This is a genomic window from Microcoleus sp. K4-B3, assembly GCF_036704615.1.
Lineage (GTDB): Bacteria > Cyanobacteriota > Cyanobacteriia > Cyanobacteriales > Microcoleaceae > Microcoleus.
In genome coordinates this window covers 91,852-116,452 of the sequence record NZ_JAUBSF010000003.1, presented here as the reverse complement: position 1 = coordinate 116,452, position 24,601 = coordinate 91,852, and the positions used below count along the sequence as shown (strand labels likewise).

At 44.6% G+C, this 24,601-nt stretch carries 19 protein-coding genes; 10 read left to right on the top strand and 9 right to left on the bottom strand.

The features are described 5' to 3' along the window. Positions 1 to 221 precede the first annotated feature (221 nt). The 6 genes from QUA78_RS02970 (at position 222) to QUA78_RS02945 (ending at position 10,175) form a co-directional block, all read left to right on the top strand. Positions 222 to 3,152, top strand: coding sequence for a hypothetical protein (locus QUA78_RS02970; RefSeq protein WP_333398571.1), 2,931 nt, complete (start codon positions 222 to 224; stop codon positions 3,150 to 3,152). Positions 3,153 to 3,333: 181 nt separating this feature from the next. Beyond that, positions 3,334 to 5,409, top strand: a complete 2,076-nt coding sequence (locus QUA78_RS02965) for a glycosyltransferase (RefSeq protein ID WP_333301986.1) — start codon at positions 3,334 to 3,336, stop codon at positions 5,407 to 5,409. 21 nt (positions 5,410 to 5,430) lie between these two features. Beyond that, entirely contained in the window at positions 5,431 to 6,291 is an 861-nt protein-coding gene (locus QUA78_RS02960) for a class I SAM-dependent methyltransferase (protein ID WP_333301985.1), read from the top strand. A gap of 56 nt (positions 6,292 to 6,347) precedes the next feature. After that, positions 6,348 to 7,604 (top strand): glycosyltransferase, encoded by a 1,257-nt coding sequence (locus QUA78_RS02955; RefSeq protein WP_333301984.1) that lies wholly within the window; start codon positions 6,348 to 6,350, stop codon positions 7,602 to 7,604. A gap of 68 nt (positions 7,605 to 7,672) precedes the next feature. Continuing rightward, the gene (locus tag QUA78_RS02950) at positions 7,673 to 8,926 is read left to right on the top strand and encodes a glycosyltransferase (protein ID WP_333301983.1); all 1,254 of its coding nucleotides are present in this window, start codon (positions 7,673 to 7,675) and stop codon (positions 8,924 to 8,926) included. Between the two features lie 43 nt (positions 8,927 to 8,969). Then, complete coding sequence (locus tag QUA78_RS02945; protein ID WP_333301982.1) at positions 8,970 to 10,175, top strand: glycosyltransferase; 1,206 nt, start codon at positions 8,970 to 8,972, stop codon at positions 10,173 to 10,175. A 57-nt stretch (positions 10,176 to 10,232) separates the two neighbouring features. On the opposite strand, the gene QUA78_RS02940 is transcribed toward QUA78_RS02945, so the two are convergent. From QUA78_RS02940 to QUA78_RS02905, 8 genes are all read right to left on the bottom strand, one after another. Beyond that, positions 10,233 to 11,186: a DUF4214 domain-containing protein gene (locus QUA78_RS02940; RefSeq protein WP_333301981.1), complete on the bottom strand. Its 954-nt coding sequence runs from the start codon at positions 11,184 to 11,186 to the stop codon at positions 10,233 to 10,235. 10 nt (positions 11,187 to 11,196) lie between these two features. Next, positions 11,197 to 11,457 (bottom strand): DUF4214 domain-containing protein, encoded by a 261-nt coding sequence (locus QUA78_RS02935; RefSeq protein ID WP_333301980.1) that lies wholly within the window; start codon positions 11,455 to 11,457, stop codon positions 11,197 to 11,199. 93 nt (positions 11,458 to 11,550) lie between these two features. Then, complete coding sequence (locus tag QUA78_RS02930) at positions 11,551 to 14,253, bottom strand: tetratricopeptide repeat protein (RefSeq protein ID WP_333398570.1); 2,703 nt, start codon at positions 14,251 to 14,253, stop codon at positions 11,551 to 11,553. A 550-nt stretch (positions 14,254 to 14,803) separates the two neighbouring features. Next, positions 14,804 to 15,409: a 50S ribosomal protein L25/general stress protein Ctc gene (locus QUA78_RS02925; RefSeq protein ID WP_333301978.1), complete on the bottom strand. Its 606-nt coding sequence runs from the start codon at positions 15,407 to 15,409 to the stop codon at positions 14,804 to 14,806. A 64-nt stretch (positions 15,410 to 15,473) separates the two neighbouring features. After that, on the bottom strand, positions 15,474 to 15,845 hold the full coding sequence (locus QUA78_RS02920) for a hypothetical protein (protein WP_333301977.1): 372 nt from the start codon (positions 15,843 to 15,845) through the stop codon (positions 15,474 to 15,476). Next, positions 15,845 to 16,063 (bottom strand): hypothetical protein, encoded by a 219-nt coding sequence (locus QUA78_RS02915; protein WP_333301976.1) that lies wholly within the window; start codon positions 16,061 to 16,063, stop codon positions 15,845 to 15,847. Before QUA78_RS02915 ends, QUA78_RS02920 begins: the two co-directional genes overlap by 1 nt. Positions 16,064 to 16,094: 31 nt before the next feature. Next, complete coding sequence (locus QUA78_RS02910) at positions 16,095 to 16,301, bottom strand: hypothetical protein (RefSeq protein WP_333301975.1); 207 nt, start codon at positions 16,299 to 16,301, stop codon at positions 16,095 to 16,097. Between the two features lie 154 nt (positions 16,302 to 16,455). Next, positions 16,456 to 17,784, bottom strand: a complete 1,329-nt coding sequence (locus QUA78_RS02905) for an adenylosuccinate synthase (protein ID WP_333301974.1) — start codon at positions 17,782 to 17,784, stop codon at positions 16,456 to 16,458. Between the two features lie 399 nt (positions 17,785 to 18,183). On the opposite strand from QUA78_RS02905, the gene QUA78_RS02900 reads away from it, so the two are divergent. Then, a complete protein-coding gene (locus QUA78_RS02900; protein WP_333301973.1) occupies positions 18,184 to 19,221 on the top strand; it encodes an adenosine deaminase in 1,038 nt (345 codons plus the stop codon). Between the two features lie 92 nt (positions 19,222 to 19,313). Here the strand turns inward: QUA78_RS02900 and QUA78_RS02895 are convergent, their stop codons facing one another. Continuing rightward, complete coding sequence (locus tag QUA78_RS02895; protein ID WP_333301972.1) at positions 19,314 to 19,856, bottom strand: Uma2 family endonuclease; 543 nt, start codon at positions 19,854 to 19,856, stop codon at positions 19,314 to 19,316. Positions 19,857 to 20,016: 160 nt separating this feature from the next. On the opposite strand from QUA78_RS02895, the gene QUA78_RS02890 reads away from it, so the two are divergent. The 3 genes from QUA78_RS02890 to QUA78_RS02880 all read left to right on the top strand — a co-directional run bounded on the left by QUA78_RS02890 (position 20,017) and on the right by QUA78_RS02880 (position 24,406). Then, positions 20,017 to 21,321 carry an aspartate aminotransferase family protein gene (locus QUA78_RS02890; RefSeq protein ID WP_333398569.1) on the top strand — a complete coding sequence of 435 codons (1,305 nt, stop codon included), beginning with the start codon at positions 20,017 to 20,019 and terminating at the stop codon, positions 21,319 to 21,321. Between the two features lie 134 nt (positions 21,322 to 21,455). Beyond that, the gene (locus tag QUA78_RS02885) at positions 21,456 to 22,934 is read left to right on the top strand and encodes a TldD/PmbA family protein (protein WP_333307003.1); all 1,479 of its coding nucleotides are present in this window, start codon (positions 21,456 to 21,458) and stop codon (positions 22,932 to 22,934) included. Positions 22,935 to 23,059: 125 nt separating this feature from the next. Continuing rightward, positions 23,060 to 24,406: a TldD/PmbA family protein gene (locus QUA78_RS02880; RefSeq protein ID WP_333307001.1), complete on the top strand. Its 1,347-nt coding sequence runs from the start codon at positions 23,060 to 23,062 to the stop codon at positions 24,404 to 24,406. Positions 24,407 to 24,601: the final 195 nt, after the last annotated feature.

The window sequence follows — 24,601 nt, the reverse complement described above, 5'->3', positions numbered from 1 at the left end:
GAGCATTTAGGATTGACATAGGGAACATTTCACCAGAGCTACGAGTCTCTACCCACTGACGCAACTTGCCTTCTATCGAAGCAATCTAGCGAATAACAAGGAAGAATTAGAATAGGAGGCGAAGTACAAAATGCACAAAGTGGTGCCGATGATAGTAGATGAAATATCTTACATGAAAAAATTTGTTTCAACAAAATCTATAGAGGTATATAGGTATTATTGTGGTTGAACTAATTGCCGTTCACGTCCCAAAAACAGCAGGAGCAACGTTTCAATCTGCTTTAGAGCAAGTTTACGGCTCGCAACATATTTACTATGATTATCTAGATGCGTCGAGACCAAAAGTTTACAAACCTCATGAGATTCCGTCACAAATCCGAGTAATTAACGGTCATTTTTCTGTAAGCAAGTATGAGAGCTTTTTCCCCGAAGCTAAAAGAATTATTTGGCTGAGGCATCCGATATATTTATTAGTTTCCCTATACTTTTACTGGCGATATCTCCCATTACAGAAGGGTGACAACACGATAGTAGGAAAAATCCAACAATCAAAAATTGGAATATATGAATTTGCGACTCAACCGGAACTAAGAAATATATTATGCCAAAATACTTGTGGAAAGATGCTAAAGGATTTTTATTTTGTCGGGGTGCAAGAGTTTTTCAGAGAGGACTTATTAGATCTAAAAACCATGCTTGGGTGGCCAGAATTGACGGTGCTTCAGGAAAACATCAACCCCAATCCTAAGTACCAAGAAGATTTACAAAATGTATTGAGTAACAAAACAATTATCAGCAAGTTAGTAGAAAACAATAGGCAAGATATAGAACTTTATGAGGAAGCATTAAGTTTGAGAGCAAAGCGGAGACAAGAATCAAGTTTCCTACAGCCAATTATAGCAGGATGGAACCGGGCTCAGTATCAATTGAGTCCATTTAAAAACCCTGATAGTCAAGTTGATTTGAAAAGGACAGGCAAACGAGGGGCAAAAATGACCAAGTGGAAAAAAACATTTTTATTTCAAGGGAAAGAGTTATATTACAATCGCATACCGTATAACAATCCCTCGGAAAGAGCGGTTGAAGTTTCTATCGGGTTTAATTGGCTGATAGATCTCCAAAATTCAGACCGTGTTCTAGAAGTGGGAAACGTACTTTCTCGCTATGAAAGCTCACTAGGCGAACAGATGGGGGTTATTAAAAGAAGAATTATAGATAAATTTGAAATAGATATAGGTGTGGATAACGAAGATTTAATGACACTTGAATCTGAGGAAAAATATGATTCTATAGTTTCAATCTCTACGGTAGAACATATAGGTCAGGGACTCGATCCGCGTGGTGCTTACGGTGAGTCTACCGAAATTCGCGATCTGGAATCTCCACTGAAGGCAATCGCCAAGATCTACGATTTGCTGGCTATTGACGGAAAAGCATTGATTACAGTTCCCTTTGGAGTCCTGACGGACGGAGGATGGTACATTCAGTTCAGCGCGCAGTATCTGGCACTATTAAAAAAATATGGAATTCCTGGAGAAGCAATCCGTACAAGTTTCTTAAAATTAATTAATAGAGATCCAACAAAGGATAGCGTCAAAATGCTTTGGGGAGAAATAGAAGAGATAGAACTTAGTAATGTAGAGTACAACCATCCTTTCCCCTTTGCAAATGCGATCGCTGTTATAGAACTTTCCAAACTTTCAAAAAACTTTCAGCTCAATTTAAAAGTTGAACCTACCTCTCTCTATTATCATATGCCATACGAGACTCGGATAGAATTGGAGCAATATAAAGTGCAACTGCACCAGATTCAGGGTGAATTGGAGCAATACAAAGTGCTAATGCACCAGACTCAGGGTGAATTGGAGCAATACAAAGTGCTAATGCACCAAGCACAAAGTCAATTGGCACAATCCCAGTTGCAACTGCACCAGACTCAGGAAGAGTTGGAGCAATCCCAATCTCAACTGCACCAGACTCAGGAAGAGTTGGAGCAATCCCAATCTCAACTGCACCAGACTCAGGAAGAGTTAGAGCAATCCCAATCTCAACACCACCAGACTCAGGAAGAGTTGGAACAATCCCTGTCTCAACACCACCAGACTCAGGAAGAGTTGGAACAATCCCTGTCTCAACTCCACCAAACTCAAGCAGTATTGGTACAATCTCAGCTGGATTTGCACCAGACTCAGGAAGAATTGGAGCAATCCCAGTCTCAACTGCACCAGACTCAGGAAGAATTGCAGCAATCTCAGTCTCAACTACACCAGACTCAGGCGGAATTGGAACTATCCCAGTCTCAACTACACCAGACTCAGGCGGAATTGGAACTATCCCAGTCTCAACTGCACCAGACTCAGGAAGAGTTGGAACAATCTCAGTCTCAACTGCACCAGACTCAGGAAGAGTTGGAACAATCTCAGTCTCAACTGCACCAGACTCAGGAAGAAATGGAGCAATCTCAGTCTCAACTGCACCAGACTCAGGAAGAAATGGAGCAATCCCAGTCTCAACTGCACCAGACTCAGGCGGAATTGGAACAATTTCAGGCTCAACTGCACCAGACTCAGGAAGAAATGGAGCAATCCCAATCTCAACTGCACCAGACTCAGGTTGAATTGGAGCAATCCCAATCTCAATTGCACCAGACTCAGGTTGAAGGGCAACTATTTCAGTCTCAATTGCACCAGACTCAGGAAGAATTGGAGCAATCCCAGTCTCAACTGCACCAGGCTCAGGCTGAATTGCAGCAATCTCAGTCTCAACTGCACCAGACTCAGGCTGAATTGCAGCAATCTCAGTCTCAACTGCACCAGACTCAGGCTGAAGGGGAAAGACTACAGTTTCAGGGAGCTAGGGTTGGAGATTCTGACTTACGACTCCCGTTGGATTACAAACTGCTGGTGTGGGAGGCTTGGCACGCTCATCACAATGGTGATATGAAAGCTATGGCTCACTTTCTAAAGGAATCATTAAAGTGTACCCCTTTCTCCGCAACAGAAACAGTATTAAAATGGTTAGAGAGTTTTGCCCAGTTCAGTTCAGAAAAGGGGTATCACCTTGATACCAACTCCCTGATTAACTCAGCGGAATGGAAGGAATTGATGCGTCGCGGTCTTCATAATGGCAAGAGTGTAATTCCGATGCACTAGACTGAGATTGCTAGCAACCTGCGATCGCACATCGCAATCTGACGTTCGTCGATCAACTTAGAACACTGTCCTCACAGAGCGATCAATCGTTCGTTCGTTCCTGAAGGTGACGAGAAAAACAGTAGGTTTTCAATTTCAAACTTAAATTGTATTCACAATTATCAGGAGGATAAAATTGACTATGTTCAATAAAAAAGTAAGTTATACTTTTGGTGTCAATCTTGTAGGTCACGTGACAGGTGAATTTGGTCTGGGCGAAGGCTTGAGAGGTACCATTAGAGCAATAGAAGCAGCAGGGATTCCCTTCGCACTCAAGGATATTAAAGAAAGTTCGCAGCGGAACTTAGATTCTACATACAAAGATTTTTCTGAAAGTAATCCCTATCCAATCAACATCGTTCATGCCAATCCTAATCCAGTCCATATGGAGCAAATTGGTTCAGAATACTTTCAGGGTAGATACAATATAGGATTTTGGGCTTGGGAACTGCCAACATTTCCCTATTTTTGGCAAGGTGCTTTTGATTTATTTGATGAGATATGGACTTATAGCCATTACACGGCTGAAGCCATTGCTAAGGTATCGTCTATTCCTGTTCTAAAAGTAGCACCTAGCATTTATCTGCCACAATCATCATTGGGTAGAGAAGCTTTAGGATTACCCAAAAATAAATTTATTTTTTTGTTCATGTTCGACTTTGGAAGCATATTTGAAAGAAAAAATCCAATAGCTACACTAGAGGCATTTCAACGAGCTTTTGATAAACTAAATAATGATGTGCTATTGGTGATTAAATTCCGACCGCATCCAAAGTTTAAAGAGCAGCAAGAGCAACTTTTGCGATCGGCAAAAGAATGGTCATCTATTAAGTTTATAGAGGGAGATTTAAAGAAAGAAGAAATTCATTCCTTAGTTAACTGTTGTAATTGTTATGTGTCGCTGCATCGTTCAGAGGGTTTTGGCTTGACCATGGCTGAAGCGATGTTTTATGGAAAACCTACGATCGCTACTGCATACTCCTCCAATGTTGAATTTATGAATGTAGGGAATAGTTTTCTGGTGAAATATGACCTAGTTACAACGACTGAGGATTATGGCCCTTACCCAAAAGGTAGTGTCTGGGCCGAGCCTGATATTGACCATGCGGCCTCCTTAATGCAGTATGTTTTTCACAATTATCAAGAAGCTGAGCAAGTAGGAGCCAGAGCCGCTAGGGAAATTAAGTCTTTACTGAGTCCGCAGACAGTTGGCAGCACAATTAGAAGCCGCCTGCAACATATTATGAAAATTGGGATTCGCAGGCAATTAGAGCAATCTCAATTTCAACTCCCCCAAATCAACGATTCAGAATTTTTGCAAGAAAATGAGAGCCTCAAGGATGGAGATTTTCTGGAAGTAGCTTATCACGCCTATCTCAAACGCGATCCCGACCGCGAAGGCAAAGAAACCTACATCCAAGTTTTACAGGATGGCAGGTTCACACGTCAGCAATTCCTCTGTGAAATGCGGGACTCACCGGAATTCGAGGCTTTGTGGAAGCTTGTGGAGGAAGGGCTTTTGCCCTTAGCTTCGGAAGTAAAATTAATTTCCGTACACGTACCCAAAACAGCAGGCGTAACGTTTGGCAAGATTCTAGAGCAAGTTTATGGTAGCGATAAATTAGTTAAAGAATACAAAAATATGTCTTTAGCTACTATCGTGCAACAAGGTTGGATTAATAGAGAAACTAGAATAATTCACGGCAATTTTCCGGCTGTCAAGTACAAAGGATGTTTTTTGCATTCCGTTCCGTCGATAATTTGGTTAAGGCATCCAATTACTCGGTTAATTTCCTGGTATTGTGATTCTATTAGTATGTGGAGTGACCTTGCTGAGGATGAATTTCAGAAATATGTCAGTCAAACCAAGCCGAGTCTGCTGGAATTTGCTGAGTTACCCGCAACCCAGAACTTGATGTCGAGGTGCGTGCTGGGAATGAAGCTAACTGATTTTTACTTTGTCGGCATCCAAGAATTTTTCCGCGATGACCTAACTGACCTGAGAGAGATGCTAGGTTTGCCAGAGGTAGAAATTGGTTGGCATAACAAAAATAGATACCCCGGGTATTACGGTTATGTTAACAATGTGTTGAGTGACAAAAATCTGCTAGCTAAGTTAGCAGCTATCAATAGCGAAGATATGGAACTTTATCAAACCGCATTGAACTTGAGACAGAAGCGGAAAGAGAGAACTACAGAAAACTCAGAACTCCATTGAAGTTAGGGATCGCTGCTATTTATGATTAAAAAAAACGCTGCGACAACTGGCATCAATCAGCCGCCAGTTATTATCAACGATGAGCCAAGCCTCACTAATCCCGTTTCGCAAATGGCTACCGAGGCGCAGTGTCGCTCAGATGCCTTTGTTTACTGGTGTCAAGAGACTCGTCTGCCTCACCCGCCTATTTTCCACCGCAAGGTGTGGGAGTACGGCTATATCCTCCAGGCCCTATCTGAGGCAGGAATGATGTCACCAGGCAGGCGTGGGCTGGGTTTTGGCGTCGGCAAGGAACCCCTAGTCGCCGTAATGGCCCAGCGTGGCTGCGAGATAGTCGCTACAGACCTTGATCTAGAAGAGGCGACAAAGCAGGGCTGGGCTGGTTCGGGTCAACACGCAGCAACACTCGAAGCGCTTAACGATCGCGGCATCTGCCCACCCGAACGCTTCGCATCCAAGGTGAGTTACCGCGTGGCAGATATGAACAACATAGATCCTGATTTGGTCGGCTTCGATTTTGTCTATTCGTCTTGCGCTTTCGAGCACGTCGGCTCGATCGAACTGGGGCTGCAATTTGTCAAAAACAGCCTTAAGTGCCTGCGTCCTGGCGGAATCGCAGTACATACCACCGAATTCAACGTTTTTTCTAATGACGCGACGATCGACCACCAACAGACTGTACTGTTTCGACGGCAGGACATCGACAGACTCGCAGCAGATTTGACAAGCCAAGGACACGAAATAGTCCTCAACTACAACACCGGAAGCGGGCCATTCGATCGTCACATAGACGTACCGCCCTGGTCGCGGATACACTTAAAGCTTCAGTTGGAACAATATGTCACAACATCCTTGGGGCTGCTCATTCAAAAGGCTTCATAGATTAAATCGTTTTTCAATCATATTCAGAAAATTCTACTCAGCTAAAACCAAGACGAATGTTAAATCATCAACTAAATAATTCTTTGGGTGTTAATTTAACCGGTCATATAACCGGTGATTTTGGGCTAGCGGAAGCCGCTAGAGGAAATCTCCGAGCCCTAGAAGCAGCCAGAATTCCCTTTGCAGTTAAGGATCTAAAAATAGATTGGTTACCCAACTCCGATACCAGCTACAAAAAATTTTCCGACGACAATCCATATCCAATCAATATAGTCCAAACCAACCCCAATTGGGTTGAGCAGATTTTAGCCGGATACTTTCCCGGCATTGGTTCTGAATATTTCAAAGGCAAATACAATATAGGTGTCTGGTTATGGGAACTGCCCGTATTTCCCTCTGAATGGCAGTGGGCTTTTGATTTATTTGATGAAATTTGGACTACCAGTAATTTTTGTGCCGAAGCATTTGCGGCTGTGTCCCAAGTTCCTGTACTCAAAATTCCTGTTAGCCTCGCTTTCCAGCAACCATTATTAACAAGAGAAAACCTCAACTTACCCAAAGATAAGTTTATTTTTCTATTCATGTTTGACTTTGGGAGTTCCTTTGAACGGAAAAATCCCTTTGCCACCGTTGAGGCATTTAAACGAGCTTTTGGTAAATCTAATCCAGATGTTTTACTCGTTCTCAAGTTTGCCAATGCTCATCTTTTTCCGCAACGGCGCCAGGAACTAATTGATTTAGCTGAGGGTTGGTCATCTCTTCAGTTTATAGACGGGCATTTGAAAAAAGAAGAGATTCACGGCTTGGTTAATAGTTGTGACTGTTATGTGTCTCTGCATCGGGCTGAAGGATTCGGTTTAACAATGTCGGAAGCCATGTACTACGGCAAACCAGTAATAGCCACAGCCTATTCATCTAATATGGAATTTATGAATGTTGGCAATAGTTTTCCGGTTAAATACGAACTGGTGACAACAACTGAAGATTATGGAGCTTACCCCAAAGGCAGTGTCTGGGCGGAACCAGATATCGATCATGCTGCGTCTCTCATGCAGTATGTATTTGAAAATTATCAGGAAGCTCAGAAAGTAGGAAAAATAGCAGCTAAGGAAATTAGGTCTTTGTTAAATCCTCAAGCTGTGGGTATAAAAATTAAAAATCGCCTTGAATTTATCATGGCACATCTCAATCATACCCAGTTGTCAAATCGGTTCCATGAACTTCAGACAGAAAGAGATCTATTGGCTCGCCAAGCCCAAGCTTGGAGACAGACAGCATTGCAGGTACAGAAAGAGTTAGCAAAATACTCTTAATTTAAACTACAATAGAGCTGAATTGTCAAGGATTTATTCTCACTGTTTTTTAAGTATAAGACTTAGCTATGTCAAATCAAACCCTAGATTCTAATTTCGGCATCAATTTTATTGGACACCTGAGCGGTGAATATGGTCTGGGAGAAGGTTCGAGGGCCACTCTCAGAGCGATAGAAGCTGCGGGCATTCCCTTTGCACTGAAAGATATTAAGGTACATTGGCATCGCAATTTAGATAACAGCTACACAAGTTTTTCCGAGCAAAATCCCTATCCCATTAACCTGATCCACACTCTGCCAGAACCCATGGTTTTCAACATGGTCGATCGCGAATGCTTTAAAGGTCGATACAATATTGGCTTCTGGGCTTGGGAACTGCCGATATTTCCATCAGGGTGGCTGTACGCTTTTTCTTTATTTGACGAGATATGGACTTATAGCAATTACTGTGCTGAAGCGATCGCGCCCGTATCTCCCGTCCCTGTGATTAAAATGATGTCCAGCCTTGAATTTCCCGAACCGTCCTTTGAGAGAGAAGCATTAGGATTACCGCAAGAAAAATTTATTTTTTTGTTCATGTTTGACTTCCACAGTACCATAGGTCGCAAAAATCCCTTTGCTACTTTGGAGGCATTTAAGCGAGCTTTTGCTCAATCGAATGAAGATGTCTTACTGGTACTCAAGTTTTCTAATGGCAGCTTTTTCCCCAAAGAGCGAGACCAACTCAAAGCGCAAGCTGAGGGCTGGCCAGTTCACTTTATAGATGGGCATTTAAAGAGAGAAGAACTTCACGCTTTAGTTGCCAATTGTGACTGCTATGTTTCCCTGCACCGGGCCGAAGGGTTTGGTTTGACAATGGCGGAAGCGATGTACTACGGCAAACCCGTAATCGCGACTGGCTACTCATCTAATATGGAATTTATGAATGTCGGCAATAGTTTTCCAGTAAAATATGACATAGTGACGCTGACCGAAGATTATGGGCCTTACTTTAAAGGCAATTACTGGGCAGATCCCAGTATCGATCATGCAGCATCCTTAATGCAGTATGTTGTTGAAAATCCCCAGGAAGCACAACTAGTAGGAGCGAGAGCTGCTCAGGAAATTAAGTCTTTACTGAGTCCTCAACTTCAAGGCATTAAAATCAAAAATCGATTGGAAATCATTAGAAACAGAATGAACCAATCTACAAACTGGTCAACTCGCATTCATCAGATGCAGCAAGAGACCGCTTTTGCTCACGCCCAAATTCAGGTTTGGCGGCAGACAACACAGCAAGTTCAATCTGAACTAGCGCAATACCAAAGGCTTGCTAAGACTTGAAAAATTTGATTTACTGTAAATATTTTTGATTAGGAGTTCAGTCATGTCCAACAACACAAGTTTTAATTTTGGAGTTAATATTATCGGTCATGTGAGTGGCGAGTTTGGCTTGGGCGGGGGTGTGCGAGGGACTATCAGAGCGATAGAAGCAGCTAACATTCCTTTCACAATTAAGGATATGAAAGAAGATTCGCAACGCAACTTAGATTCTACATACACCAATTTTTCCAGCGATCATTCTTATCCCATTAATATCGTCCATACCAACCCTCACGAGTCCTTGTTGAATTCTATTAATCCTGAATATTTTAATGATCGCTATAATATTGGCTTTTGGATTTGGGAACTTCCGGTATTTCCTGATTTTTTCATGGGGGCTTTTAATCGATTTGATGAGGTGTGGACTTATAGTAATTATACTGCTGAAACCATTTCCGATGTCTCGCCTCTTCCGGTTGTCAAATTACCACCTAGCATTTATTTACCGCCCAACGAGTTGGGGAGAGAATCTTTAGGATTATCCAAAGACAAATTCATTTTTCTGTTCATGTTCGACATGGGTAGCGGTTTTGAGCGAAAAAATCCTTTTGCTACCATTGAGGCGTTTAAAAAAGCTTTTGGGAAGTCTAATGAAGATGTTTTACTAATTATTAAGTTTCGACCTCATCCTTATTATCAAAATCAGTACGATCAATTAAAAGCAATGACAGAAGACTGGCCGTCTATTCAACTTATCGAAGGGCATTTGAGCAAGGAAGAGGTTCATGGCTTAGTAGATAATTGTAACTGCTATGTATCGCTACATCGGGCTGAGGGTTTTGGTTTGACTATGGCGGAGGCAATGTATTACGGCAAGCCAGTCATAGCTACTGCTTATTCATCTAATACTGATTTTATGAATGTCGGCAATAGTTTTTTGGTGAAATACGATCTAGTGGCAACTACTGAAGCTTATGGACTTTACCCAAAAGGTAGTATCTGGGCTGAGCCGGATATCGATCATACAGCTTCGCTCATGCAGTATGTTTTTGAAAATTACCCGCAAGCAGAGGAAGTAGGAGGGAGAGCAGCTAAGGAGATTAGGTCTTTATTCAATCCCCAAACCATCGGTCAAAAAATTAGACATCGCCTTGAATATATTATGAGGACAATAGAAGAGAAAAAGTTGTTTGAATCGCAAGCTCAAGCGTGGAAGCAAGCGGCGCTGCAAGCTCAGAGAGAACTAGACAGAGCAAGGCTTCAATTTTGATATTAGCAACTGTCTGGCATCAGGGATTATTTATTGTGCGTCTTGTGATAAATTACTCTACAAATCTTCCGCTCGCATACAGCAAATGTAGAAACAATAAGAATTATGGGGATTATCATTTAACAGTTGGCTGTGAAGAAATTCATGGTTGAGAGTTTCCTTGCTGGATGTTTCAATCGATTGTGAGAGATCAATAATACCCTTCGTCTCAACTATTTTGAAATTATGCTTCTCCAAAAGCTTGCACAAATCATCGAAATAGTATTCTAGCTTGTGTTCAGGATGAATATAATTATTGGGAAACTGTAGCTTGGTAGCTTTCCTATTAGGAGTGTCAAGAGCAAACTTACCACCCGACTTTAACAATTTATAAACTTGGTCAAATAGTTGTTCTGCTTCTTCTGTGGTGATGTGTTCGATTGACTCTCCCGACCAAACTAAGTCAAAACTACTTTCTTGAAAGCAGCTTAAGTCTGTCATGCTTCCATAAACATATTCAATATTGCAATTTTGGTGCTTAACTTTTATTGGCCATTCTGGTCCTCGAAACATCATTTTATCTGGCGGGAAATCTCTAATATATAAATTTTCTGGAAGATGAGGATAGCCGAGCTGTAATAGAGCTCCTTTTTTATCTGATGCAGAATAACCTCCCAAATCTAATATCGCATTAGCAGGCGGTAGCAGTGTTCTAACCATTTTCATGCGAGCACTATGAAGTTTATTCTCCAAAATAGAGTTGATGTTTTCTTCAGTAAAGCCATGATTGCCACCTTCTGCACCTGTCAGCCTTTGTTTAAATTCATGCGCCTCAACCATCTTTTTTATAACAGTAGCTCGAGACGCACCTGTATTGAGTTCATTTAACCAACCTTCCAGCCCATCAGGATCGGCTTCCCGCTCAAATATTACCCAATATGCCATCCAGAGATAACTTTTGTCTCTCTTAGCATGAGCGGATAAAGTAGTTTGGATACTTTCTTGCAGACGTTTTTCTTGTTCCGGTTTCATTGAACTTCTTTTAATTTGGACTCGTTTCTAAGCTTATTACACCTGAAAGGCGTTCTTGAAATTCCTCTGACTCAACCATCTTTTGGATGACATCAGCTCGATTCAAACCAGCCTTGATATCGTTTAACCAACCTTCTAATCCATCAGGGTCAGCTTCCCGCTCAAAGATTACCCAATAGGCCATCCAGAGATAACTCTTGTCGCTTTTAGCATGAATAGAGAAAGTCTTTTGGATATTTGATTCTAGACGCTGAGCTTCTTCCGGTGTCATTTTGGTTTCTCTAATTTCGATTGACTTTTGTAGGGTAATAATATTGATTATCCGACATTACACTACGAAATGTAGACCACATCGCAGTCTAAATTAGAAAATCTTGGGTTCTAACTCTAAGGCGTGACGGTAACAAGAACTCGCCTCATCTATTTGCCCTTTCTTAGTCAATACTTCCCCTAAATTATAGTGGAACCATGAGAAATCTGACTTAAGTTCGATCGCGCGGCGGTAACAAGCGATCGCTCCCTCCAAATCTCCTTGATGTCGCAGCAGATCCGCTAAATTGTTGTGGATATACGGATCGTCAGGTTTTAACTCGATCGCGCGGCGGAAACAGTTCATCGCTTCCTCCCGCTTACCCTGTGTAACCAGAGCATCGCCTAACAATTGGTAAGCTTTATACTCATTTGGTTGAACCTCAATAGCGCGGCGGTAACAAGCGATCGCCCGATCTTTATCATTCTTTTGCGCGAAAAGCAACCCCAACTGCAAGTGCGCCTCACCGCATTCGGGATTTACCTGCAACGCCATCTGATAAAAGACGATCGCCCCATCCGGCCAATTCTTCCGCACCAAAGCATCAGCCAACCCAACATAAAGGTCAGCATCATTCGGCGCAATCTCCAGCGCTTTGTGATACAACTGCACGTCATCACGATTCTCCTGAATCGCCCGCCCGTACAAACGCATCGCCTCCTTCAAATCCCACTGCGATCGCATCCTCAAAGCATCAGCCAACTTTTGCGAAATCCACGGCAAATCCGCCTGAATTTCCGCAGCGCGGCGGTAAGCGGCGATCGACTCATCCCACCGTGCCAGTTGCTCAAAAGCCGTCCCCATGTTGTAATAAGTCCACGGAAAATCGGGATTTAACTCGGCCGCGCGCCGGTAAACATCGATCGCTTCCTCCCACCTTTCCATTTCTAGCAACACGTCCCCCAACTTGCTCTGCGACCAGAAGAAATTCGGATTGATTTCGTTAGCACGCCGGTACGCAACAACCGCCTCATCCCACCGTTCCAAATTCACCAGCGCTTCTGCTAAATTGTTGTGCGCCCAAAAATGGTCGGGATTGAGTTCGATCGACCTTTGGTAAGCCGAAATTGCCTCATCCCACCTTCCCAGCTTAATCAGCGCGTCTGCTAAATAGTTGTGCGACCAACTGAAATCGGGATTTAATTCTGTTGCTTTCCTATAAGCATTTACCGCCTCCTCCCACCGTTCCAACTTCAGCAACACATCGGCTAAATTGTTGTGAGACCAGCTAAAATCTGGATTTAATTCGATCGCCTTGCGGTAAGCATTTACAGATTCTTCCCACCGTTCCAACTTAACCAGGGACTCAGCTAAATTGTTGTGCGACCAAGAAAGTTCGGGATTATTTCTAATAGCGTTGCTGTAAGCATCTACCGCCGCTTCCCACTGTTCTTGATTTCTGAGAATTTCGCCCAATTCGTGATAAGCTGCGCCAGCATTTGGGTTCAATGCCACCGCGCGCCGATAACACTCAATTCCCTTATCTACCTTACCTTGCTCGATCAAAGTTTTGGCTAAATTCTCGTGTTCCTCAGCGGTGCCCGACTTGGGGTCGATCGCATATGCCCGATACCAAGCCTCAGCCGCCTCCTCCGACTTGCCTAACTGCGTCAAAAGTTTCGCAAAATTGCGGAAAGCACCGGCAAAATCTGGTTTCAGGGCGATCGCCTTTTCGTAAGCAGAAACCGCTTGCTGCCACTGTTCTTGCTGCGCGCAAATGCTGCCGTAATTAGCGTAAGCTTCGGCAAAATTTGGGTTAATTTCTATTGCTTTGACATAGCAACTTTTAGCTTCATCAATTTTTCCGCCAGCTTGCAGGGCGTTGCCCAGCATTTTGTAAAGCGGCGCTTCCGGCTTAATTTGCAGCGCCTTCTTGCAAGCTGCGATCGCCTGTTCCAATTTACCCTGAGCAAAATAGCCTTCTGCCAGTATTTTGTATGCTTCTGGATCTTCTATATTAATTGTAGAATTAACTGCCTGCTGAACTGGCCGCTTAACTGGCGGCTGCACTGGCGGCTTAACTGCGGTTGCTGCGGGCTGCTGCTTAACTGCACCGTTTGTCGCAGTTGCACCCGCCAAAGTTTGCTGTCCCTCGCTGCCGTTTCTCGCATTAGCTGCGTTGAGTTCAATAGCTTTGCGATAATATGCTGTCGCTTCCTCTAACTTGCCTTGTTTTTTTAGCGCTTCGCCCAAATTTTGGTAAGCAGTCGCCACATTAGGATTTAATTTTATGGCGCGATCGTAACAAGCGATCGCTTCGGGGAATTTTTCCTGCCGAAAAAAAGCGTCGCCCATATTCAAGTGTTCCCCAGGCGCTACTTTTTCCGGTTCCAAACTAAATGCTTGATACCAGCACTGCTGGGCTTCTTCCGGTTTGCTAATTTGTCCGAATACTTTTGCTAAATTCCGGTACACTCCCGCGAAATTCGGCTTAATCGCGATCGCCTTTTGATAAAATCCGATCGCCTCCTGCCATTTTTGCTGCTGCGCGCCAAGACTGCCCAAATTCGCGTATACTTCCGCAAAATTCGGTTCTATTTCAATCGCTTTAGCGTACCAGTGCCGCGCCTCTTCCATCCTGCCTTGAGCTTGCAGCGCGTTGCCCAAAGTCTTGTAAGCTGGTGCAAAATTGGGGTGAATCTTCAAAGCTTGCTCGCAGGATGCGATCGCTTCTTCTAATTTTCCTTGGGATAAGTATATTTCTCCCTGTTGGTTAAATTGAACCGCTGTTGATTCTGTACTCACTGTTGATGGCATATGGGCGGCGGCTCCAGAGGCAGGAATTAAATAGGGTAGTCAAAACGTTTCACAATTATACTCGCGTTTGACATTAAGAGTAGCGGGCTTGTTCCCCCAATTCTTAATTTTTTTGACTCTCGGTGCTGGCGAGGAACCGGGATTCTCGGCTGATTTTTTGATTTTACGGCTAAATATGTAAGAATCAGTACGGTTTCTGGGAGATTTGCGCGCCAGTCCAGACTTTTGTACCTTCGGGTCGATCGCCCGTTTTGTAAATAAAAGTAAACACTGCCGGTGCTTGCTTGTGGGATGCTTTCTTGTTGATTGGGTAAGGAAGATTGCACCCTTTTCTATAGGCTTTTTACCGGCGGGCTAGTAGCAACGGCCCACAATAAAGAAATTCACTCTTTGTGGAACAGGCCCGAAAGCCTGTTTTTGAGCAGGGTAAAAGATGTGCAATCGAACCCAAACGAGAATAGCCTTTTTAGCAAAAAACGATCGCCCTTTTGGGAGAAAGCGATCGCCCTTTTTTTTCAACCATTAGTTAACAACTATTAGCAATTACTAATTAAGCTGCTGCGGCTGCGTCTGCTTCTGTGTCTTCTGCTTCAGAACCTGCTTGAATTCCCAGCACGGTAACAACCACCTGATCTGGTTCGCCGAGAGCTACCACTCCCGCAGGCAAAACTAATTCGTGAATGTGCACCGCATCCCCTACCTTTAAATTAGAAATATCTACTTCAATTGCTTCAGGAATGCTGTCAGGTTTGCACTTAACTGCCAGTTGCGTCAGCACGGTATCCAAGATGCCGCCTTCTAACTTGACGCCGACTGGTTCGCCGACAAAATTCAGGGACACTTCAACTTCCAGACTGTCTTGAGTTGCCACGGAGAAAAAGCTCAGGTGGTAAGGATAGCCCTTCCAAGGATGAACTTGAACTTCCCGGAGCAAGGTTTTTCCGCTCCAAGAGAGGTCGGGAATGCTGAGGTCAATTAGGGCATTGTTGACTACGTGCTTTTTGAGCAGGTTTTCAACTGTTTTGGCTTTAATGGTAAGGGAAATGGATTCAGAGCCTTTGTGACCGTAGAGGACGGCGGGAATCAATCCAGAGCGGCGGAGGGCGTTAGGTTTGCTGCCTTCTGCCCGCTTTTGACATTCTACTGCGAGTTCCATTTTATGACTTTCTGTTGATTGTTTTTACATTTTATCAGAATTGTGATATTGCGATCGCGCCTAATTAAACGACTCGCTGAAGATACTGATAATTCTCATTTTCCAGACACTTCAGCAATTCCAGCATTTTCCTCAAACGGTACGTTCCTGCTTGATACTCTTCTTTGAGAGGGGAGTCTCCCAGCTTAGCAAGGACGGTATCGCTTTCGGAGATAATTGCATCGCAGAAAAATTTTCTGAACTTCTGGCGAATATCTCGATCTAACTCAACTAAAGGTAGCTTCTCCTCCTCTTCATCTATCAAAATATTTCTGGGGACAGATTTGCCGATTTTGGAAAATTCTGATTTTGCCAACCACTCGTAAACCTCTTCAGACATTCCGACATAGTGCGGTGGCTGATTAGTGTTGAAGGCATAAAAAATCATGTCTAACATTAGCTCTCCTCTTGACCTTCCTGATTCAACAAATTACTTTCTGGAAAATTTTCTACCCAAGCTATATCTGCTTTGTCGAATATAATCTTAGCGGGTTGAGTAATTTTTCCTGTGGTCATAACTCCAATCACAGTGCCTTTTTGACATATTTCCTTAGCTTTTGTGGAATCTATTTTTTTGTTTTTCCAGGCTTTGATTTCAATATGCGGTTCATTCATTATTGTTTATACTTTTTATTATTTTGATAAATTAACCATTAAATTCGATATGCAAATTGCGGAGTAGCTGTTTAACTCGCGGAACATCCCGATCGTCAACGATCAAAATATCACCTTTGGGACTGTTTCCGGTTGTTCTTTGGGCTTGTATTCCTTCTTTGCTTAACTCAATTATAAGCCATCCAATCATGTCTCTGTGAACTTCTAGCCGTGCTATCAGTTCATCCTCGTCAGTCATTTACTTGACTCCCTGTAAAGAATGATACACTTGACCACGACGTGGGTCAAGTGCACTAAATCTCCTGGAACCTCGCTCTCGGTGGGTCTCGGCGAGACTGGCAACAGCTTTGAGTATTATTGATTGAGACCCAAAATTATATTTTAAGGCAACGTTAGGCTGGCGTACCGTCAGCAGAAAGCAAAGCGCGTTTCGGGCCGTGAATCGGGTCTTCTACAATAATAGTTTGGTCGCGGCTCGCACCGAGAGAAACGATCGCGATCGGCACTTCCATCAAATCTGCCAAAAACTTCAGATAATTCAAAGCTTGCTGCGGCAAATCTTCCAAATTGCGGCACTCTTCCGTAGACTGCTTCCAACCGGGAAGGGTTTCGTAAATAGGTTTACAGCGAGCAAATATCCGAGAACTTTTCGGGAAATCAACACATTTTTCGCCGTCAATTTCGTAAGCAACGCAAACTTTTATTTCTTCTAATTCGTCCAAAACATCTAGTTTGGTAATTGCCAGACAGTCAAGGCCGTTGATGCGGACTGCGTAGCGGCCGATTACCGCGTCGAACCAACCGCAGCGGCGTTTCCTGCCCGTTGTCGTGCCGAATTCTGCACCTCTCTCGCCCAAAACTGCTCCTATTCCATCTACCATTTCGGTAGGGAAGGGGCCTTCTCCGACGCGGGTTGTATAAGCTTTTGCTACGCCAATTACGCGATCGATCGCTGTTGGGCCGACTCCGGTTCCCACACAAGCCCCACCAGCGATGGGATTGCTCGAAGTAACGTAAGGATAAGTGCCGTGGTCTAAGTCTAATAAAGTGCCTTGCGCGCCTTCAAACAGAATATTTTTCCGCTTGTGAATTCCCTCATAAATTTTCAGGGAACTATCTACTACGTGCGGTCGCAAACGTTCCGCATAAACTCGATATTCATCAATTACATCTTGGGGATTTAGAGGTGGCAAATTGTAGAGTTTTTCGAGAAGGACATTTTTACAATTAATCGTCCATTCCAATTGTTCTTGCAATCCTTCCAAGTCCATTAAATCGAGCATCCGAATTCCCGTGCGTTCGGACTTGTCGGCGTAAGTAGGGCCAATGCCTCGTCCCGTCGTCCCGATTTTATAATTTCCCCGCTGGGTTTCAGATGCTACATCAATTAATCGATGATAGGGCATCGTTACGTGAGCCGTCTCCGAAATCATCAGGGAGGCTGTCGAAATATTCAGTTCCTCTAACTGATCTAACTCTGCAATTAAAACTTTAGGGTCGATGACCGTACCGCAGCCGATGATACACTCTTTATCAGGGTAGAGAATCCCGGACGGAATTAAGTGCAGTTTGAAAGTCTGACCGTTTACTACCACGGTGTGACCGGCGTTGACGCCCCCTTGGTAGCGGACAACGATATCTGCGGATTTGCTGAGCAAATCGGTAATTTTGCCTTTTCCTTCATCGCCCCACTGGGCGCCGATCACAACTACGTTAGCCAAGGGTTTCTCGCGTTCAGTTCAGGTTGACACAATCTCCGATTATGTACGAACGTGTCCCGGATGTCAAATAAATTTTTGTTACAATTGAGAGACTTGAGGCTGTACTGCTCTCATTAACCCACTTCCAGCACTATCGGGGGACTTGGGAAGGGAGAGCTCGATAGGGGGAGAATGGGAGAGGGGAAAATGAGAGAGGATTTGATGAGTTTTTATGGGAATCCAATGTGCAGCTTAAATGTGGAACAGTTTACCTGCTGGAGGTTGTTGGCTAGTATGTGGGAAAACCCGGTTTCTGGCCACTGATGCGTATAGGACTAAATTACAAATTCTTCAATCCTTCAATTCTTCAATCCTTCAATTCTTTCAATCTAAAATCTAAAATCTAAAATCTAAAATCGCATGACTTTACACGCTGAGTTGCACCGCCATCTGGGTGGTTCTGTCGTTCCTAGGGTGCTGTGGCGGTATTTCGATCGCCACAATGCTGAGATGGTTAATCGATTTCAGAAATACTCGGAGTTTGAGGATTTTTACACTCGTCCGCGCAATACTCTGAATGAGTATTTGGAACTGCACACGCTGGTAGAAAGCGTTCAAACTGTTGAGACTTTGCCTTATTTCATCTATCGGTTGATGCGGGGCGCTTACGTGTTTGAAAATATGGCTTATTTGGAGTTGCGCTATACGCCTTATTTGCGGACTCCAGAACATTTGAATCAGTCAGAACGCATTGATTTGATGGCAGAAATTGTAAAGGTTGTGGGCAAGGCAAGTCAAATTAGCGATTGTCCGATTGTTACCAGCCAAATTTTGTGTATGCACTCGCGTTTGCCTTATGAGGTGAATCGGGCGATCGTAGATTTGGCGGCGCAAATGGGAGAATATGTTTGTGCGATCGATATAGCTGGCGGCGATGATTGTATTGGCGAGCGTTTGGAGGAGTTTGTCGGATTGTACCAGTACGCGAGGTCGATCGGCATCAAAACAACCGGCCACCTCTACGAAACAACCTCTGGCTGTTATCCCGAACTTTTGCCCTATTTGATGCGTATCGGCCACGGGATTCAAATTCCGTTAAAATATCCCGAACTGCTGCCAGAAGTCGCGCGCAGGGGTCAGTGCTTGGAAGTTTGCCCGACTACCTATCTCAAAACGGGAACCTTGCAAGATATGCGAGAATTGAAGGTAGTATTCGATCGGTGTTTTGAAGCCGGTGTGGATATTGCGATTTGCACTGACAACGCGGGATTGCACAACGTGAGGCTGCCTTTTGAATACGAGAATTTATTGACTCTGGATATCATTGATTTTCGGCAATTGCAAGCGTGTCAAAATGCTGCTTTCCGCCATGCTTTCGCGTGGCCTTACGGGGAGCAACCGGCCCAAATGCTGACCGGTTTGTTGCAGCATGAGTCTGTGGGGGCGATCGTGAATTAGCTATGTAAGCTTCTCTCAATGGTTCATAGTGAGGACTTGAGTTTTTCTTGATAGAGAGGACTTGCCTTCCTTACTACGAACCGACTAATTGTTCAATCAAAAACGGGTGGCCACAAATCAGAAATTGGCAATTCCCAGCCAGGGAAAAACTCTGGAATGGTCAATATGTCTCCATCTCTTAGCACTTCCGGCTCGGCTCCTGTACGATATACTGTGAGAGTTAATCTGTCCGGGTCAATCAATATTCCCACTTCCGTTCCTAGACTCAAAAATGATTGTATTTTTTCTTTTATAGGTTTGATGCGATCGGTTTTAGATTTAATTTCCACCATCAAGTCAGGAACCAATTCTACAAAATCCCGCCGACTCCGCTTCAGCTTTTCTGCTTTGACAAAAGATACATCTGGTGCGCGCAAGTCACTATTTGGTAAAATAAAGCCAGCGCTGGAACCCGTTAATCGACCCAGCTTGCGTGGCAGTACCCAGATTCCCAAAAGAATAATTAACCTAGAACCAATTTCATCTGAGGTGTAATCGCATGGGCCCATTGCAATGATATTCCCCTGTATTAACTCTAGTCGCCATTCCGGATGTTCGGCTTGTACTTTTTCTAAGTCTTTGACAGTTAGTGACATGATCGAGTCTCCGTCTAATACCTAAGTCTATCATAAACTAAGCTTTAATTAAAAGAGCCAAGAGATATTTGTAAAATTATAATAAGCGTCTGGCGCGAGGCAATCGGTAGCAAGTTATAGTTTGAAGGCAGAATCATCAATATAAAAAGATAAAAAAACGATGACAAATATGGACGCTTACTGGATGCCCTTCACTGCCAACCGACAGTTTAAAGCGAATCCGCGAATATTGGTTTCGGCAAAAGATATGCACTTTACAAGCGATGATAACCGCTCAATTTTAGATGGTACTGCGGGGCTGTGGTGCGTGAATGCAGGACACGCCCGCGAGACAATTGCCGAAGCAGTTAAACAGCAGGTTTTGCGTTTGGATTACTCTCCGGCTTTTCAGATGGGACATCCGGGTGCTTTTGAATTAGCGGAACGTTTGGTAAAGATGATTCCGGGCAATTTCGATCGCGTTTTCTTTACTAACTCGGGTTCGGAATCTGTAGAAACTGCTTTAAAAATTGCGATTGCTTATCACCGGGTGAAAGGTGAAGGAACTCGCCAAAGATTGATCGGCAGGGAACGCGGTTATCACGGCGTTGGCTTTGGGGGAATTTCTGTCGGCGGTATCGGTACAAACCGCAAGTTTTTTGGCAGTTTGCTCACGGGAGTCGATCATTTGCCTCACACTCACAATCTCGAACACAATGCTTTCAGCCGCAAACAACCGGAATGGGGAGCGCATTTGGCGGATGAATTGGAACGGATTGTCGCTTTGCACGATGCGTCTAATATTGCAGCGGTAATTGTGGAACCGGTGGCTGGTTCAACGGGGGTTTTGATTCCGCCGAAAGGTTATTTAGAGCGGCTGCGGGCGATTTGCGACAAATACGGAATTCTGCTAATTTTTGATGAGGTAATTACCGGATTCGGGCGACTCGGCTCTAGTTTTGCAACGGAATATTTTGGGGTGGTTCCCGATATTGTGACGGCGGCGAAAGGGATAACTAACGGTACGGTGCCGATGGGGGCGGTGTTTGTGAAAAAAGGCATTTACGATGCTTTTATGAATGCTCCTGAAAATGCGATCGAGCTTTTTCACGGTTATACTTATTCTGGTCATCCTGTGGCTTGTGCGGCTGCTTTGGCGACGCTGGATATTTATGAGGAAGAAAGGCTGTTTGAACGAGCCGATAAGATGGCTGGTTACTGGGAAGATGCGGTGCATTCTTTGAAGGGAGTGCGGCACGTAATTGATGTCCGCAATCTGGGACTGGTGGCAGGTATTGAGTTGGAATCTATTGCTGGAAAGCCGGGGAAACGCGCTTTTGATTGTTTCTTGCAGTGCTATGAAAAAGGGTTGCTAATTCGCACAACTGGTGATATTATTGCTTTATCGCCACCGCTGATTATTGAGAAGGAACATATCGATCGCCTTGTAGAAATTTTGACTGGGGTTTTGCAGGAAATGGAGTAAGATTAAACGAACCGCGAAGGCGCGAAGGATGAGAAAGAAGAAGATGCTGTTCTTCCTTCGTGTTCTTCGCGGTTCGTTCAAATAATTAAAAAGCGCTATAATAATTGACAACTAACGACGAATGACGAATAACTATGGTGCAATTAACTGCAAAAATCTCTGCTAACGAGTTGGCTAATTTGGCTGTAGATTTGATTCGGAAAACAGGCTGCGAGTACGGTGATGTGCGTTTTTGCAGTTATCGAAGGCAGAATCTTTACGCGCGCGATCGATCTTTAAGTCAACTGTCAGATAATGTAAGTTCGGGTTTTGGCGTGCGAGTGCTTCTAGACGGCGCTTGGGGGTTTGCCGCCAGTCACAGCAAAACACCCGCAGAGGTTGCAAGAATAGTCGCTTTGGCTGTAGAAATCGCTAAAGGCAGCCGCTTGACTCAGAAGGAACCGGTGCGGTTAGTACCAGTCGAAAAATATGTCGATACCTACATTACTCCCATCGCCATTGACCCTTTTTCTGTACCCGTTGCTGACAAAGCTGAACTACTGTTAAATATCAACGAGAAGCTACTAGCACACGGCGCACAAGGCATCAAAAAAGCTGATTCTTTTTTGCAGTCAAGCCGCGAAGACAAAGTTTTTGCTTCCACAGAAGGCTCGCTAATCGAACAAACAATCTACCGCAGCTATCCGGGTTTTAGCTGTACGGCAATTGCGGGCGGCGATGCCCAAAGTCGCAGTTACGAACGCCCGCCCCTGAATATCGGTTACGAACATATTAATCCCGATGATTTGTTGGGCCAAGTCGAAAGAGTTGCCACCGAAGCTATTGAGAAAGTCCACGCTCCCAAAATCCCTGCTGGTATTTGCAAATCCCTGATTCTCCAGCCGACAAATTTGTATTTGACAATCCACGAATCGGTAGGACATCCAACTGAATTAGACCGGGTTTACGGCTACGAATCTAATTTTGCAGGCACTAGCTTTGCCACTACTGATAAGTTAAATAAACTGCAATATGCTGCACCTTGGGTGAATTTTAAGTGCGATCGCACTCAACCGGGTGGCCGCGGTACAATGGGTTACGATGATGAGGGCGTAAAATCACAAGATTGGTACGTTGTCAAGGATGGAATTTTAGTTGATTATCTCACTGACAGAGAGACGGCTTATCGCCTCGGACGCGGTAGCAGCAACGGTTCTGCTTACGCTGACAGTTGGTCGAGCGTGCCGATGGTGAGAATTCCCAATTTGGGATTGGAACCTGGCCCGGATGGCGGCAGCCATACTGCTACTTTGGCAGAGATGATTGCGGATACGGAAGACGGGATTTTAATCGACGGTATGGGTAGTTATTCGATCGACCAGCAGCGGCGCAATTTTCAATTCGGCGGTGATGCTTTTTGGAAGGTGGAAAAAGGTAAAGTTGTCGGTATGTTGAAGGATGTAACTTATCAGGCGATGACTACTGATTTCTGGAATCAAATAGATGCGATCGGGCCAGCTTCGGAGCTAGTTCAGTGCGGTACTCATATATGCGGAAAAGGCGAGCCGATGCAGGTTGCTCAAATGACTCACGCTTGTGTGCCGGTGCGAGTGAGGGATATTCAAATTGGGTAATAGGGAATGGGGCATAGGGCATCGGTTCTTAGTTATTAGTTAATTGTTAACAATGCCCAATTCGCAATGCCCAATTCGCAATGCCCAATTCGCAATGCCCAATTCGCAATGCCTAATTACCAATCATGATTGTAACAACATCGCCCGCACTTTTAAGTGAAGACCAAGCCTTATCTGTAGTAGAAAAAGCAGTCAAACTATCCAAAGCAGAGGAAGTATTTGTCAGTCTCTCTACTGGCGAGGAATCTCTTTCCCGCTTCTCGGAAAATCAAATCAGCCAAAATATTAGCAAAACTGTATTTAACCTGAGCATTACTAGCTATTTCGGTAACAAAAGCGCCTCTGCTGCTGTTACAGAATTTGATGAAGATGCGATCGCCTCCGCCGTCAAGCGATCGGAAGAATTGGCCCGAATTGCGCCGACAGACCCCGAATGGATGCCGCTGCTGCCGCCTCAAACCTACGATTTGCGCTCGCCCGCATTCGACGCAGCAACGGCAACTGTATCGCCTCTAGCGCGGGCAGAAATGGTGCAGCAAGCTTGCGCGATCGCCTCAACAGCAGGTGCTAACGCTTCTGGTACTTTGAGCGCGGAGGCGTCGCTGTACGCGATCGCCTCGTCAACCGGACTCCGCGCCTGCAACCAGTCTACAGAGGCGGATTTCAGCTTTACTGCTCGCATTGACAACGGTTCTAGCTGGGCTCAGAGCACTGCTTGGAGTATCAACGAATTGCCGATCGCCCAATTAGCAGAACAAGTGCTCGATCGGGCGATCGCATCTCGCAACCCGCGCCCCATCACTCCCGGCGTTTATCCGGTAATCCTTGACGGTGCTGCATTTGCGGGCTTGCTACCGTGGGTAATTTGGAGTTTGGATGCGAGGGCGGCGGATGAGGGGCGATCGTTTATGTCGATCGCCGATGCAGAGGGAAAACCAGCGGGAAACCGTGCGGGGGAAAAACTTTTCAGCCCGTTAGTACAAGTGCAGCGCGATCCGGCTCATCCTTTGCTGCGATCGAATACTTTTTTCGGCGACGGATTGAGCAATAACTATTTGGAAATCATCAAAGATGGCGTCCCTCAAAGTTTGTCTTATTCCCGCTACTGGGCCGCACAAAAAGGCAAAGAGGCAAAAGGTGCTTATTACCCGATCGTGATGACAGGTTCCGACCAAAGTTTAGCAGATTTAATTGCTCAAACCGAGCGAGGAATTTTCGTCAGTCGAGCTTGGTACGTGCGCTACGTTAATCCGAAAACATTAGAAGTAACGGGGATGACTCGCGACGGTACTTTTTGGATTGAGGATGGCAAAATTGCTTACCCGATTAAAAACCTGCGTTTCAATCAAGTTTTACCTGATATGTTGCGCGATGTGGATGCAGTTAGTGCGGTGAAGCGTTACGGCGGTAGTGTCGTGCCCGGAGTGCGCGTGAAAGCTTTTAATTTCACCAGTATTACTGACAGTTTGTGACTTGCAGCGGTGAGGTGCGCCTCCCTCCGCGCACCCTCTGGGCGTGAGTTTTTGTGTCGGGAAAGGTAGATTGGGCGCGGGTTGGGGCGATCGCCTGTTGACAAAGCTGTTCGGAAAATTAGTATTTTTTTAACCGAGGCATCTACCTTAAGGTAGAGTATTCTTTGTGAGGCTTAGGATTAAAACCAGCTACTA

Bases quoted from the DNA above. Each gene is read 5' to 3' on its own strand.
- QUA78_RS02960 (WP_333301985.1), top strand. From the start codon at position 5,431: ATGATTAAAAAAAACGCTGCGACAACTGGCATCAATCAGCCGCCAGTT.
- QUA78_RS02935 (WP_333301980.1), bottom strand. From the start codon at position 11,457: ATGACACCGGAAGAAGCTCAGCGTCTAGAATCAAATATCCAAAAGACT.
- QUA78_RS02945 (WP_333301982.1), top strand. From the start codon at position 8,970: ATGTCCAACAACACAAGTTTTAATTTTGGAGTTAATATTATCGGTCAT.
- QUA78_RS02965 (WP_333301986.1), top strand. From the start codon at position 3,334: ATGTTCAATAAAAAAGTAAGTTATACTTTTGGTGTCAATCTTGTAGGT.
- QUA78_RS02910 (WP_333301975.1), bottom strand. From the start codon at position 16,301: ATGACTGACGAGGATGAACTGATAGCACGGCTAGAAGTTCACAGAGAC.
- QUA78_RS02940 (WP_333301981.1), bottom strand. From the start codon at position 11,186: ATGAAACCGGAACAAGAAAAACGTCTGCAAGAAAGTATCCAAACTACT.
- QUA78_RS02955 (WP_333301984.1), top strand. From the start codon at position 6,348: ATGTTAAATCATCAACTAAATAATTCTTTGGGTGTTAATTTAACCGGT.
- QUA78_RS02880 (WP_333307001.1), top strand. From the start codon at position 23,060: ATGATTGTAACAACATCGCCCGCACTTTTAAGTGAAGACCAAGCCTTA.
- QUA78_RS02900 (WP_333301973.1), top strand. From the start codon at position 18,184: ATGACTTTACACGCTGAGTTGCACCGCCATCTGGGTGGTTCTGTCGTT.
- QUA78_RS02950 (WP_333301983.1), top strand. From the start codon at position 7,673: ATGTCAAATCAAACCCTAGATTCTAATTTCGGCATCAATTTTATTGGA.
- QUA78_RS02915 (WP_333301976.1), bottom strand. From the start codon at position 16,063: ATGAATGAACCGCATATTGAAATCAAAGCCTGGAAAAACAAAAAAATA.
- QUA78_RS02890 (WP_333398569.1), top strand. From the start codon at position 20,017: ATGACAAATATGGACGCTTACTGGATGCCCTTCACTGCCAACCGACAG.
- QUA78_RS02885 (WP_333307003.1), top strand. From the start codon at position 21,456: ATGGTGCAATTAACTGCAAAAATCTCTGCTAACGAGTTGGCTAATTTG.
- QUA78_RS02920 (WP_333301977.1), bottom strand. From the start codon at position 15,845: ATGTTAGACATGATTTTTTATGCCTTCAACACTAATCAGCCACCGCAC.
- QUA78_RS02925 (WP_333301978.1), bottom strand. From the start codon at position 15,409: ATGGAACTCGCAGTAGAATGTCAAAAGCGGGCAGAAGGCAGCAAACCT.
- QUA78_RS02895 (WP_333301972.1), bottom strand. From the start codon at position 19,856: ATGTCACTAACTGTCAAAGACTTAGAAAAAGTACAAGCCGAACATCCG.
- QUA78_RS02930 (WP_333398570.1), bottom strand. From the start codon at position 14,253: ATGCCATCAACAGTGAGTACAGAATCAACAGCGGTTCAATTTAACCAA.